The organism is Streptomyces sp. YGL11-2 (genome assembly GCF_050054615.1).
In the GTDB taxonomy this organism is placed as follows: Bacteria; Actinomycetota; Actinomycetes; order Streptomycetales; family Streptomycetaceae; genus Streptomyces.
In genome coordinates this window covers 37,629-50,611 of record NZ_JBNHIN010000015.1, presented here as the reverse complement: position 1 = coordinate 50,611, position 12,983 = coordinate 37,629, and the positions used below count along the sequence as shown (strand labels likewise).

Sequence of the window (12,983 nt, the reverse complement as noted above, 5' to 3'; positions counted from 1 at the left end):
GGTCAGGCGCCGCGGCGGTACACCGACCGCAGCAGCTGCTCCTTGGCCGGGCCGCCGACCCGCCACTCCAGGTCCCAGCGGTCGGCGCCGACCGCGGTGAAGGTTCCCGCGTAGTGGTCCTCGGCGCAGGGGTGGCCGGCGGTCCAGCGGCCGGTCCGCAGATCTAGGTCGTGGAAGGGGCGGCCGTCGGCGAAGGTGACGGCGGCGGTGCCGTCGGGCCGGGGCAGCAGCCGCAGCGTGCGGGTGGCCGGGTGTACCGCCCCGCCCCAGGCAAGTTCGCCCTCCTCGACGTGCAGCAGCGCGCCGCCGGCGCCGTCCGGGCGGAAGTCGGCGGTGCCCCGGAAGCTGCCCTCGGCGCCGGTCCGCAGGTCGTACACGGCACGCTCGATGTGCCAGCGGCCGGCCAGATAGGCGGCCGCGTCGGGAACCGGATGCATGCCGCCATTGTCCCGGAGGGCCGCGCCGTCACCCCATCGGCCCCAACCCGCCCCGCGGGCCTCTCCCCCGGCCCCGCGCGCCGTGCGGTCTTTTGGCACCCGCCCTACGCTCGGTACCGAGATCGCTACCGCTACGCATCCGCCCGCCCGGAGACCGAGACCGGAGGCCCCACCCCATGCCGGAGCTGTTCATCGGCGGTCAGTGGACCGCAGCGGCCGACGGGCGGGGGCGGGAGATCCGCTGCCCGGCGGACGGCCGGCTGGTCGCGACCGTCGACGAGGGCGGGCCGAAGGACGTGGCGGCGGCGATCACCGCCGCCCGTATCGCGTTCGACGACGGGTCCTGGCCGCGTACGCCGGCCGCCGAGCGGGGCCGCATCGTCCTGCGGGTCGCCGAACTGCTGGAGCGCGACAAGGACACGCTGGCCCGCGCCGAGTCCCTGGACACCGGGAAGCGGCTGGTGGAGAGCGCGTACGACATGGACGACATCGCCAACTGCTTCCGGTACTTCGGCAATCTCGGCGCGGCCGGCGGTACCGACCGGGTGGTGGACACCGGCGACGCGGAGACCGACAGCTCGGTGCGGCACGAGCCGGTGGGGGTCTGCGCGCTGATCACGCCGTGGAACTACCCGCTGCTGCAGACCGCCTGGAAGGTCGCCCCGGCCCTGGTCACCGGCAACACGTTCGTCCTCAAGCCGAGCGAGCTGACCCCGCACACCGCGATCCACCTGATGCGGCTGCTGGCGGAGGCGGGGGTGCCGGACGGGGTGGCCAACCTGGTGCTGGGCACCGGCCCGGACGTGGGCGCGCCGCTGACCGAGGATCCCCGGGTGGACATGGTGTCGTTCACCGGCGGGCTGCTCACCGGCCGCCGGATCATGGCCGCCGCCGCGCCCACCGTCAAGAAGATCGCGCTCGAACTGGGCGGCAAGAACCCCAACATCGTCTTCGCGGACGCCGACTTCGACACCGCGGTCGACTACGCCCTGATGGCGGTCTTCCTGCATTCCGGGCAGGTCTGCTCGGCGGGGGCCCGGCTGCTGGTCCAGGAGCAGCTGCACGACAAGTTCGTCGAGGAGGTGGTGGCCCGGGCCCAGCGGATCCCGCTGGGCGGGCCGTTCGACGAGCTGGCCCGCACCGGTCCGCTGATCTCCGCGGCGCACCGGGCGAAGGTCGAGGCGTATGTGGCGGCCGGGATCGCGGAGGGCGCCGTCCTGCGCTGCGGCGGCAGGGCGCCGGACGACCCGGAGCTGGCGGACGGCTTCTACTACCTGCCGACGGTGCTGGACGAGTGCACCCCGGACATGTCCGTGGTGCGCGACGAGTCGTTCGGGCCGGTGCTGACCGTGGAGCGCTTCCGGGACGAGGACGAGGCGGTGTCGCTCGCCAACGACACGGTGTACGGGCTCGCCGGCGCCGTGTGGACGCAGGACGGCGAGCGTGCCCACCGGGTCGCCGCCCGTTTGCGGGCGGGCACCGTGTGGATCAACGACTTCCATCCGTACGTCCCGCAGGCCGAGTGGGGCGGGATGAAGCAGTCCGGCATCGGGCGCGAGCTGGGGCCGGCCGGACTGGCGGAGTACCAGGAGGCCAAGCACATCTGGCGCAACACGGCCCCGCGTCCGCAGAGGTGGTTCGAGTGACCGGCGCCGAATCCGACTCCGCTCCCGGTTCCGTACGCCCGGGTGCCGGCGCGGACGGTGCGCCGGACGGCGGTTCCCACGACGACGGCGCGCTCGCCGAGCTCGGCTACAAGCCCGAACTCAAGCGCACCCTCGGCAACTTCCACACCTTCGCCGCCGGCATCAGCTACATCTCGATCCTCACCGGCACCTTCCAGCTGTTCTACTTCGGCGTCAGCCACGGCGGGCCGGCGTACTGGTGGTCCTGGCCGATGGTCTTCGCGGGCCAGCTGATGGTGGCACTGTGCTTCTGCGAGCTGGCCGCCCGCTATCCGGTGGCCGGTTCGATCTACAACTGGGCCAAGCAGCTGGGCGGTCCGCACGTGGGCTGGCTGGGCGGCTGGATGATGCTGACCGCCTCGATGGTCTCGCTGGCCGCGGTGGCACTGGCGTACCAGGTGACGCTGCCGCAGATCTCGTCGTGGTTCCAGTTCATCGGCAACGGCACCGGGCAGACCGACGCGGCGGCCAACGCGGTGCTGCTCGGCGCGGCGCTCATCGCCTTCACCACGCTGATCAACGCGTTCGGCGTGAAGCTGATGGCACGCATCAACTCGGCCGGTGTGGCGATCGAGTTGATCGCCGCCGTCGTGCTGATCCTGCTGCTCGCCGCGCACATCACCCGCGGGCCCGCCGCGGTGACCCAGACCTTCGGCCTGGGCCGCGGTGAGAGCCTGGGCTACTTCGGCGCGTTCCTGACCGCCTCGCTGGCCTCCGCGTACGTCATGTACGGCTTCGACACGGCGTCGTCGCTCGGCGAGGAGTCCAAGGACCCGGCCCGCAACGCGCCCCGCGCGATCCTGCGGGCGCTGGTCGCCTCATTCGTCATCGGCGGCCTGATCCTGCTGTTCGCCCTGCTGGCGGTCCCCGATCTGCACTCCCGGCAGCTGTCGGTGGACGGACTCCAGTACGTGGTGCTCTCCACCCTGGGGTCGACCGTGGGGCAGCTGGTGCTGTGGTGTGTGGTCATCGCGATCACCGTCTGCGAACTGGCGGTGCACACCGCGGGCATCCGGCTCGCCTTCGCGATGGCCCGGGACAACAACCTCCCGGCGTCGTCCCTGCTCGCCAGGGTGAGCCCGCGCTTCCAGACGCCGGTGCTGCCCGCGATCGTCATCGGCCTGGTCGGGGTCGGCATCCTGCTCATCAACGTCAACCAGCCGCAGATCTTCTCGGTGATCACCAGCATCGCGATCATCATGATCTACCTGGCGTATCTGCTGGTCACGCTGCCGATGCTGGTGCAGCGGCTGCGCGGTCGGTGGACGCCGGTGCCCGGCCGGTTCTCGCTCGGCAGGTTCGGGCTGCCGGTGAACGTCGTCGCCGTCCTCTGGGGCCTGGGGATGTCCGTCAACCTCGCCTGGCCGCGCGCCGCGGTCTACAACGCGACCGGCCCGCAGCACTGGTATCTGCGCTGGGGCGCCTTCCTGTTCATCGGCGTCGTGGCGCTCGGCGGCTTCGCCTACTACTGGTGCGTCCAGCGCCACCGCACCGGCGTCCTCGCCGCGCATGCCGCCGACGCCGGCGGCGACACCGCCCCCTGACCCTCCCCAGACCTGGAGACGGCACGATGGACCGAGAAGCCCCGGTGGACCAGCTCGACTCGTTCGACTACGTCGTGGTCGGCGGCGGCACGGCCGGCGCCGTCGTCGCGGCCCGGCTCAGCGAGGACCCGTCCGTCACCGTGTGCCTGCTGGAGGCCGGGCCCTCCGACGTCGGCGACGAGAACATCCTGCGGCTGGACCGCTGGATGGCGCTCCTCGAATCCGGCTACGACTGGGACTATCCCGTCGAGCCGCAGGAGAACGGCAACAGCTTCATGCGGCACGCCCGCGCCCGGGTGCTGGGCGGCTGCTCCTCGCACAACTCCTGCATCGCCTTCTGGGCCCCCGCCGAAGACCTCGACGAGTGGGCCGCCAGGGGCTGTACGGGCTGGAGCGCGGCCGACTGCTTCCCGCTGTTCCAGCGGCTGGAGACCAACGACGCCCCCGGCGGCCACCACGGCCGCAGCGGCCCGGTCACCCTCCGCACCGTCCCGGCCAAGGACCCCTGCGGGGTCGCCCTGCTGGAAGCCTGTGCGGCGGCGGGCATCCCCACCACCCCGTTCAACACCGGCGAGACCGTCGTCCGGGGCGCGAACTGGTTCCAGATCAACTGCCGCCCCGACGGCACCCGTTCGTCCGCCTCGGTCTCCTACCTCCACCCGCTCCTGGGCACCCGCCGCAACCTCGACGTGCGCACCGGAGTCCAGGCCAAGCGGCTGCGCTTCGACTCCGCGCGGCGCTGCACCGGAGTGGACTACCTTGCGCCCGACCTGATCCGCACCCGCACCGTCGGCGCCCGCCGCGAGGTCGTCGTCTCCTGCGGCGCCATCGACTCCCCCAAGCTGCTGATGCTCTCCGGCATCGGCCCGGCCGACCACCTCCGCGCCACCGGCATCGAGCCGCTGGTCGACTCCCCGGGCGTCGGCGCCAACCTCCAGGACCATCCCGAGGGCGTCATCATGTGGGACGCCAGGCAGCCGATGGTGGACTCCTCCACGCAGTGGTGGGAGATCGGCATCTTCTACGACACCGAGCCCGGCCTGGACCGCCCCGACCTGATGTTCCACTACGGGTCGGTGCCCTTCGACATGAACACCTACCGCCGCGGCTACCCCACCTCGGAGAACGCGTTCTGCCTCACCCCGAACGTCACCCGCGCCCGCTCCCGCGGCACCGTCCGGCTGCGGACCCGCGACTTCCGCGACAAGCCGAAGGTCGACCCCCGCTACTTCACCGACGAGCACGACGTCCGGGTGATGACCTACGGCCTCCGGCTGGCCCGCGACATCGTCTCCCAGCCCCCGATGGCCGACTGGGCCGGCACCGAACTCGCCCCGGGCCCCGCCGCGCGCACCGACGACGATCTGCTGGACTACATCCGCACCACCCACAACACCGTCTACCACCCGGCCTGCACCGTCCAGATGGGCGCCCCGGGCGATCCGGCCGCCCCGCTGGACCCGCAGCTCCGCGTCAAGGGCGTCACCGGGCTGCGGGTGGCGGACGGTTCGGCGATGCCGCTCCTGACGACCACCAACCCGTGCATCACGACGATGATGATCGGCGAGAAGTGCGCCGACCTGATCCGCGCCGAATGACACCGAACTCCCCTCCCCGAGGCTGAGTTCCCCCCCGTTCACCCGCCCTCCCACCGCCCGGTCCGCGCCCGTCCCCCACTCCTGTGAGCCTCCTTCCGTTTCCCGAGGCCCAGGAGGCGACATGTGACGCAGCCCGCATGCCGACCCGGCTCCCCGTCCCGTGCTCTTCGACCGCTTCACCCTGCACCGCAACCGCCGCGACGGCTTCCCCCACCAGGGCGCCCGGCCGGGCACGGTGGCGGCCCCGGTGGCGGGCCGACGTCAGGTCGTCACTCGGCCCGCTCCGCCGCCGGCCGGACCTGCGCCGACCACTTCTCCTCGATGCGGCCGAACTTCCAAATGGCGAGCGCCACCACCCACGTGGCGAAGAAGACGCCCACGATGGCGAAGCCGATGACGTTCAGGTCCAGGCCGGCGATCCAGTCCCAGAAGAAGCCGTGCAGCCCGAGCTTGTCGGCGAGCAGCCCCAGGAGTTCGACGGTGCCGATGATCAGGGCCACGGCGACCGACAGCCCGGTGATGGTGAGGTTGTAGTAGACCTTGCGGACCGGCTTGGAGAAGGCCCATCCGTACGCGAAGTTCATGAACGACCCGTCGATGGTGTCGAGCAGGCTCATGCCCGCCGCGAACAGCACCGGCAGGCACAGAATCGCGTACCACGGCAGTCCGGAGGCCGCGCCGGAGCCGGCGAGCACCAGCAGCGCGATCTCGGTTGCGGTGTCGAATCCGAGCCCGAAGAGCAGCCCCAGCGGGTACATCTGCCACGGCTTGGTGATCGACTTCATCACCCGGCCCAGCAGCCGGTTCATGAACCCCCGGTTGTTGAGCTGCTCCTCCAGCGCCGCCTCGTCGAAGTCACCGGCCCGCATCCGCCGGAAGACCCCCCAGATGCCCACCAGGATCACGATGTTGATCGCGGCGATCACATAGAGGAAGACCCCGGAGACGGTGGTGCCGATCAGCCCCGTCACCGCGTGCAGCTGGGAGTTGTCGTCCTTCACCGGACCGGCCAGCGCCTTGACGCCCAGCGAGAGCAGCAGGGCCAGCGCGAACACCACGCTGGAGTGCCCCAGCGAGAACCAGAAGCCGACCGACAACGGCCGCTTCCCCTCGTGCATCAGCTTCCGCGTGGTGTTGTCGATGGCGGCGATGTGATCGGCGTCGAAGGCGTGCCGCATGCCCAGCGTGTAGGCGGTGACGCCGATGCCCACCCCGAAGCTCTTGGTGCCCAGGCTGTAGTGCTGCGGCGCCACGATCGCCACCAGTGTGAACCAGCCGATCACATGCAGCGCGAGAATGAACCCGGCCATCCCCGCCATCCGCCCCCACTCGGCCCGGCTCATCGAGCGGGCGATCCGCTGCCGGCGCGAGGGCGGTGCCGTACTGGCCGGCGTGAGGGAGGGGGACGTCGTCATGTGCGGCGCTGCTCTCTTCCAAGCTGTCCCGGCCGCCGCCGGGAGACACGTGTACGCCCCTACCCTCCTGCGAGCTGGTTTTACTTGCAACAAACTCGCAGTAAAGCCCGTGACAGGTTCGGACCACGGGGCGGCGCCACGCACCCCGGCGCGACTCAGCGCACCAGCTGATCCGCATCCTGCCGGCGCGCGGCGGGCAGCCCGGTCGAGTCGGCCGGCCCGGCCGGCGCAGGCGCCGGCCGCCGGAAGACCAGGGTGCGGTAGGTCCAGAAGCGGAACAGGGTGGCGACACCGATGCCGAGGAACTTGATGATGTTGCTCTGGAGCGGGCCGTTCCAGCCGAGGCCGTAGGTCGCCGCGTAGAGCACGCCGTTCTCGATGACCAGGCCGATCGCGCTGAAGACCGCGAAGAGCGTCAACTCCCGGGTACGGCCGCCCCGTTGGCGGTCACGATAGGCGAAGTACCGCAGGCCCAGGTAGTTGCAGGCGATCGCGACGACCGTGGCGATCACGCCGCACCGGACCACCGCGAGGCCGGTCACCGCGCGGCACAGGTTGAACACACCCAGGTTGACCAGCACCCCGAGCCCGCCCACCGCGCCGAACTTGACGAGTTCGCCGATCAGGCGGCGCAGCCGCAGGCCGGCACGGTCGGGGACGGAACCAGTGGGTCTCATATGGCCTTACTCCGGGTGAAACGGCCATTTGCCGCACTTGATCCGTTTGATGTAAACATACTGCAAAGAAGTTTAAAAGCTGTGCGATGTTAACTTATCTCGACAAGGAGTAGCGAGTGACGGAAGCGGTGCTGCTCGTGGGCGGCCGGGGGACACGGCTGCGCCCGCTGACGGTGAACACCCCCAAGCCGATGGTCCCGGCAGCCGGTGTGCCGTTCCTGGCGCATCAGCTCGCCCGGCTCAAGGAGGCCGGGGTGGATCATGTGGTGCTCGCCACGTCGTATCTGGCCGAGGTGTTCGAGCCCTACTTCGGCGACGGCACGGCGCTCGGGATGCGGCTGACCTACATCACCGAGGACGAGCCGCTCGGCACCGGCGGCGCGATCCGCTCCGCCGCCGACGCCCTGGAGTCGGGCCCGTCGGACCCGGTGCTCGTCCTGAACGGCGACATCCTCACCGGCCTCGACATCGCCGACCTGGTGCGCCGGCACCGCGCGGCCGGGGCGGCGGTCACCCTGCACCTGACCCGGGTCGACGACCCGCGCGCCTTCGGGCTCGTACCGACCGACGACACCGGCCGGGTGCTCGCCTTCACCGAGAAGCCCACCAGCCCGGAAGAGATCGTCACCGACCAGGTCAACGCCGGGTGCTACGTCTTCCGCCGGGACGTCATCGACGCGATCCCCGCCGGCCGCGCGGTCTCGGTGGAGCGGGAGACCTTCCCCGGTCTGCTGGCCGACGGTGCCCACCTGCTGGGTGTCGTCGACCGCACCTACTGGCTGGACCTGGGCCGGCCCGACGCCTTCGTCCAGGCGTCCGCGGACCTCGTCCGCGGTGTGGTGGCCTCATCCGCCCTGCCTGGTACGCCCGGTGAGTATCTGGTGCTGCCCGGGGCCCGGGTCGCCGAGGGCGCCAAGCTCGGCGGCGGCACCGTCGTCGGCGCGGGCGCCGAGGTGGCCGCGGACGCCGTCGTCGAGGGCTCGGTCCTGCTCGCCGGCGCCCGCGTCGCGCGGGGCGCCTGGATCGGCCGGAGCCTGCTCGGCGCCGGCGCCCGGATCGGCCCGCGCACCGTCATCGACGGTGCCGTGGTCGGCGACGGCGCGGTGGTCGGCGCCGACAACGAACTGCGCGGCGGAGTGCGGGTGTGGTGCGACACACGCCTCCCGGACATCTCCGTGCGCTTCTCCTCCGACTGCTGATCCCGGCCCACGCGCCGCGCACCCTTCCCGTACTCGACGAAAGCAACGTGCACGTGCCCGCTTCACCCCCCGCCACCCCGGCCGTACGGTTCCCGGCCCCGCTCACCGACGACTGGGCGGCTACCGCCCTGACCGTCGTGATGCCGACGTACAACGAGGCCGAGAACCTGCCCCGTATCGCCCACGACCTGATGGACCTCGGCCTCACGGGCCTGCGCCTGCTGGTCGTCGACGACAACAGCCCCGACGGCACCGGCCGGGTCGCCGAGCGGCTCGCCGAGCAGTACCCGGGGCGGATCGGCGTACTGCACCGCACCGCCAAGGAGGGCCTGGGGAAGGCGTATGCGGCGGGCATGAGCCAGGCGGTCGCCGACGGCGCCGCCTATGTGCTCCAGATGGACGCCGACGGCAGCCACCCCGTCGAGTACGTGCCGCAGCTGCTCGGGGGCGCGCTGTCCACCGGCGCGGCCGTCGTGGTCGGCAGCAGGTATGTGTGCGGCGGCCGGCTCGCCCCGGAGTGGGGGCTGCACCGCAGGCTGCTCTCCCGCTGGGCGAACCGCTACGTCAGCGGCGTGCTGCGGACCGGACTGCGGGACGCCACCGCCGGTTTCGTGCTGTGGCGCGCCGACGCGGTCCGCACCGCCCGCCTCGACCGGGTCCGCTCCAGCGGCTACAGCTTCCAGGTCGAGCTCAAGTACCAGGCGGTCGGCGCCGGGTTCACCGCCCTGGAGGTCCCCATCCACTTCGAGGAGCGCCGGATCGGCGCCTCGAAGATGTCGGCCGCCGTCCAGATCGAGTCCGCGATCATGCCCTGGAGGATCCGGTTCGCGTCCCTACGTACGCCGCGCGGCGGGGCCGAGCGGTGAGTGTCGACACCGAGCACGTCCCGAGCTGGGTCGCGGACGCCCCCGGCCGGTCGCCGGAGCGGCCGACCGCCGTCCGGCGCTCCCGGCACCGCCGCGGAGACCGCGGACGGCACCCCCTCACCCTCCCCGGCCTGGTGGCGGTGGTGTTCGTGGTGCTGCACGTCTTCGCCTTCCCGGCCTCGCTCTTCTCCAACGACTCCTACCGCTACGCCCGTCAGGCGTACGAGTACCTCGGCGACAGCCGGCCCGAGGCGCAGCACAAGGCGCTGGTGGCGTACTGCAAGGACGAGGCGAACCGCCGGTACCGCGGCCAGCTCCTGGACGAGATGAAGTTCCAGCAGCCGCGCGACCCCAAGGGCCACCAGCGCTGCCTGAAGTCCGCCGAGGCCGACGGGCTGAAGCCCAACGACCCGCGCTACGAGCGGATCTTCGAGACCCGGCCGCTCTACCCGCTCATCGCGGCGCCCTTCGTCGGCCTCATGGGCGCCAAGTCCGGGCTGAGCGCGGTCTCCCTGATCTTCACCACAGCGGGCGGCTTCTTCCTCCTGGCCGCGCTGCGCCGGATCGGGCTCTCCCCCGCGCTCGCGCTGCTCGGCCAGATCCTCTACTACGCGACCCCGCTGGCCACTTGGGGCACCCTGCCCCTGGCCGAAGGGCCGCTGCTCGCGATGCTGGCGTCGATGCTGTACGGGGCCGTGTGCCTGCTCCAGCGCCGGGTCCGTACGGGCGCGGTGGTGTACGCGGCGTCGCTGGCGGTGTCGGCGGGCGTGAAGTACTCCAGCGCGCAGATGGTGGCGGTCACCATGACGGCGGCGGCTGCCGCGATGCTGATCTGGGTACGCCGCACCCGGCACCGGGGCACCTGGTGGCTGTTCGGCCTGTCGGCCGGCACGGTGGCCGTCGTCACGGTGACCGGCAAGCTGCTGCAGCTGCCCGGCACCTCGGCCACCCTCCAGGACACCTTCAGCAAGCACTGGACCAAGCCCGAAGTCGCCACCCCCTGGCAGGACCTGCTCCACCTCAACCACAACTTCTGGTGGCAGTGGGCCCAGCACCAGGCCCTCGCGCCGGCACTCGTCCTCCCGCTCGCGCTGGCCCTGTGGGGCCTGTGGCGGCGCTCGGTCCCGCTGGCCCTGACGGTCGCCGGACTCGGCGTCACGGGCATCGCCACGGTCGTCGCCCACCCCGTCACCTTCCAGGCGGAGCGGCTGTACGCGGCGGTGTGGCTGATCGTCGCCGCCGGTGTACCGGTCCTGGTGGACGAGGTCGTCCGGCGCGCGGTCCGCCGGCGCTGCGGCAGCCCCGCCCACCCGCCCGGACACCCGCCGGCCGGACCGTTCGACGCGTCCGGGGCCCCCGCCGACGCCGCCGGACTCCGGGATTCCGCACCCCAACCGAGGGTGCCGTAGACAGTCTCCGGGACGCTCTGACGCATGGTCAGGGCGTCCCGGAGACCGCCCGCCCGCACCCGCACCCCTGCCCGCCCCTCCCCGAAAGACAGGCAACGCACCGCTCATGCGCGACTACTCCCGCCTCGTGAAGGCGTACGACATCCGGGGCGAGGTCCCCTCGCAGCTCGACACCGGCATCGCCGCGAAGGCCGGCGCGCTGTTCATCCGCCTGACCGGCGCCGACCGGATCGTCATCGCCCGGGACATGCGCGCCACTTCGCCCGAGCTGGCGGCGGCGTTCGCGGCCGGCACCAACGCCGCCGGGGCCGATGTGATCGACGCCGGGCTCGGCTCCACCGACTACCTCTACTACTGCTCGGGCAGCCTGGACCTGCCCGGCGTCATGATCACCGCCAGCCACAACCCGGCCCGGGACAACGGCATCAAGCTCTGCCGGGCCGGCGCCGCCCCGATCGGCGAGGACACCGGACTCGCCGATATCCGCGGCTGGCTGGAGAACGACGACATCCCCGCCCCGGCGCCGGTCCCCGGCACCACCGTCCGCCGCGACCTGCTCGCCGCGTACGCCGCCCACCTGAACACCCTGGTCGACCTCGGCGGCATCCGGCGCCTGAAGGTCGCGGCGGACGCCGGCAACGGCATGGCCGGGCACACCGTCCCCGCCGTGTTCGCCGACCTGCCCCTCGACCTGGTGCCGCTCTACTTCGAGCTGGACGGCACCTTCCCCCACCACGAGGCCAACCCCCTGGACCCGGAGAACCTGCGCGACCTCCAGGACCTGGTCAAGCGGTCCGGCGCGGACATCGGGCTGGCCTTCGACGGCGACGCCGACCGGTGCTTCTTCATCGACGAGACCGGCGAGCCCGTCTCCCCGTCGGCCATCGTCGGCCTGGTCTCGGCCCGCGAACTGGCCGACAACCCCGGCTCGGCGATCATCCACAACGTCATCACCTCGGCCGCCGCCGTGGAGATCATCCGGGAGCACGGCGGCACCCCCGTCCGCTCCCGCGTCGGCCACTCCTTCATGAAGGCGCAGATGGCCGAGCACCAGGCGGTGTTCGGCGGCGAGCACTCCGGCCACTACTACTTCCGCGACTTCTGGCGGGCCGACACCGGCATGCTCACCGCCCTGCACGTCCTCGCCGCCCTCGGCGAACAGGACCGCCCGCTGTCCGAACTCGTCGCCGGCTACTCCCGCTACGCGGCCTCCGGCGAGATCAACTCCCGGGTCACCGACATCGCCGGCACCCTGGATGCGGTCGAGGCCGCGTACCGCGACCGCGACGGGGTCACCACCGACCGCCTGGACGGGCTCACCGTCGCCTTCGCCGACGGCCGCTGGTTCAACCTCCGCCCCTCCAACACGGAACCGCTGCTGCGCCTCAACGTCGAGGCCCCCGACGGGAGTTCGCTGACGCCGCTGCGCGACGAGGTCCTGGAGATGGTCCGCCGCCCCGCCGCGGGGCCGGCCGCCGGCTGACCGTCCGGCCCTCAGACGTCGCCCTGTACCAGGGCGTGCAGATGCTCGTCGTGCCACCCGTCCGCGTGCAGCAGCGCACTGCGCATGGTGCCTTCGAGGGAGAACCCGGCCTTGACCGCCACCCGGCAGGAGGCCGGGTTCGCCGTCGAGTGGCACAGCCGCAGCCGGTGCAGCCCGAGGTCGTTCAGCGCCCAGTCGCTCACCCGCCGGGTGGCCTCGACCACCACACCGCTCCCCCGCACCTCGGGCAGTATCCAGTACAGGATTTCGGCACTGCCGCCGCTGAGGTCGATATCGCCCCAGCCGATGAGCCCCACGGCCTCGCCGCCCGGCTGCGCGATGGCCCAGATCGCGCTCAGCTCGTCCTGCCAGCGCCGGCGCATCCTCGCGATCCGCTCGCACGCGTCGTCCGTCGTCTCCACAACCAGCCGGTTCCACCGGCGGATTGCCGGGTCCTGGCCGGCCGCGAACAGGGCGCCGGCATCGGAGAAGCGCCACGGGCGCAGCTCCATACCGCCCGGGAGGCCGAGGACCGGCTGGCCGAGCTGCGCCATCCGGCCCGCCGGTACGACGGCGGGTATGCGTGGGGGAATCGTCATGGCGGCATCGTGCCACGGCCGCGCCCGGCGCCTGCCATGCCTCCCGCCGCTCCTGAGGGTCCGTCAGAGAA

At 72.0% G+C, this 12,983-nt stretch carries 11 protein-coding genes; 7 read left to right on the top strand and 4 right to left on the bottom strand.

Annotated elements, in window-relative coordinates; translation table 11 throughout:
• Positions 1 to 2: 2 nt before the first annotated feature.
• On the bottom strand, positions 3 to 437 hold the full coding sequence (locus tag ACO1BR_RS18790; protein WP_426796220.1) for a DUF6314 family protein: 435 nt from the start codon (positions 435 to 437) through the stop codon (positions 3 to 5).
• A gap of 176 nt (positions 438 to 613) precedes the next feature.
• Here ACO1BR_RS18790 and ACO1BR_RS18785 point away from each other — a divergent pair, with 176 nt between their 5' ends.
• Genes ACO1BR_RS18785 through ACO1BR_RS18775 form a run of 3 tightly spaced genes read left to right on the top strand, consistent with a single transcriptional unit; the run spans position 614 to position 5,264 of the window.
• The gene (locus tag ACO1BR_RS18785; protein WP_426796219.1) at positions 614 to 2,083 is read left to right on the top strand and encodes an aldehyde dehydrogenase family protein; all 1,470 of its coding nucleotides are present in this window, start codon (positions 614 to 616) and stop codon (positions 2,081 to 2,083) included.
• A complete protein-coding gene (locus ACO1BR_RS18780; RefSeq protein WP_426796218.1) occupies positions 2,080 to 3,666 on the top strand; it encodes an APC family permease in 1,587 nt (528 codons plus the stop codon). Before ACO1BR_RS18785 ends, ACO1BR_RS18780 begins: the two co-directional genes overlap by 4 nt.
• Positions 3,667 to 3,692: 26 nt before the next feature.
• Positions 3,693 to 5,264 carry a GMC family oxidoreductase gene (locus tag ACO1BR_RS18775; protein WP_426796217.1) on the top strand — a complete coding sequence of 524 codons (1,572 nt, stop codon included), beginning with the start codon at positions 3,693 to 3,695 and terminating at the stop codon, positions 5,262 to 5,264.
• Between the two features lie 269 nt (positions 5,265 to 5,533).
• Here the strand turns inward: ACO1BR_RS18775 and ACO1BR_RS18770 are convergent, their stop codons facing one another.
• Together ACO1BR_RS18770 and ACO1BR_RS18765 are read right to left on the bottom strand one after the other, a co-directional pair.
• A complete protein-coding gene (locus tag ACO1BR_RS18770) occupies positions 5,534 to 6,679 on the bottom strand; it encodes a HoxN/HupN/NixA family nickel/cobalt transporter (protein ID WP_426796216.1) in 1,146 nt (381 codons plus the stop codon).
• 155 nt (positions 6,680 to 6,834) lie between these two features.
• On the bottom strand, positions 6,835 to 7,356 hold the full coding sequence (locus ACO1BR_RS18765) for a GtrA family protein (protein ID WP_426796215.1): 522 nt from the start codon (positions 7,354 to 7,356) through the stop codon (positions 6,835 to 6,837).
• A 116-nt stretch (positions 7,357 to 7,472) separates the two neighbouring features.
• On the opposite strand from ACO1BR_RS18765, the gene ACO1BR_RS18760 reads away from it, so the two are divergent.
• From ACO1BR_RS18760 to ACO1BR_RS18745, 4 genes are all read left to right on the top strand, one after another.
• Entirely contained in the window at positions 7,473 to 8,555 is a 1,083-nt protein-coding gene (locus ACO1BR_RS18760; protein ID WP_426796214.1) for a sugar phosphate nucleotidyltransferase, read from the top strand.
• 53 nt (positions 8,556 to 8,608) lie between these two features.
• Complete coding sequence (locus ACO1BR_RS18755; protein WP_426796213.1) at positions 8,609 to 9,421, top strand: polyprenol monophosphomannose synthase; 813 nt, start codon at positions 8,609 to 8,611, stop codon at positions 9,419 to 9,421.
• On the top strand, positions 9,418 to 10,830 hold the full coding sequence (locus ACO1BR_RS18750; RefSeq protein ID WP_426796212.1) for a hypothetical protein: 1,413 nt from the start codon (positions 9,418 to 9,420) through the stop codon (positions 10,828 to 10,830). The genes ACO1BR_RS18755 and ACO1BR_RS18750 overlap by 4 nt, the downstream gene beginning before the upstream one ends.
• A 106-nt stretch (positions 10,831 to 10,936) precedes the next feature.
• Positions 10,937 to 12,313: a phosphomannomutase/phosphoglucomutase gene (locus ACO1BR_RS18745; protein ID WP_426796211.1), complete on the top strand. Its 1,377-nt coding sequence runs from the start codon at positions 10,937 to 10,939 to the stop codon at positions 12,311 to 12,313.
• Positions 12,314 to 12,324: 11 nt separating this feature from the next.
• Here ACO1BR_RS18745 and ACO1BR_RS18740 read toward each other — a convergent pair whose 3' ends face one another.
• The gene (locus ACO1BR_RS18740) at positions 12,325 to 12,912 is read right to left on the bottom strand and encodes a GNAT family N-acetyltransferase (protein WP_426796210.1); all 588 of its coding nucleotides are present in this window, start codon (positions 12,910 to 12,912) and stop codon (positions 12,325 to 12,327) included.
• Between the last annotated feature and the right edge of the window lie 71 nt (positions 12,913 to 12,983).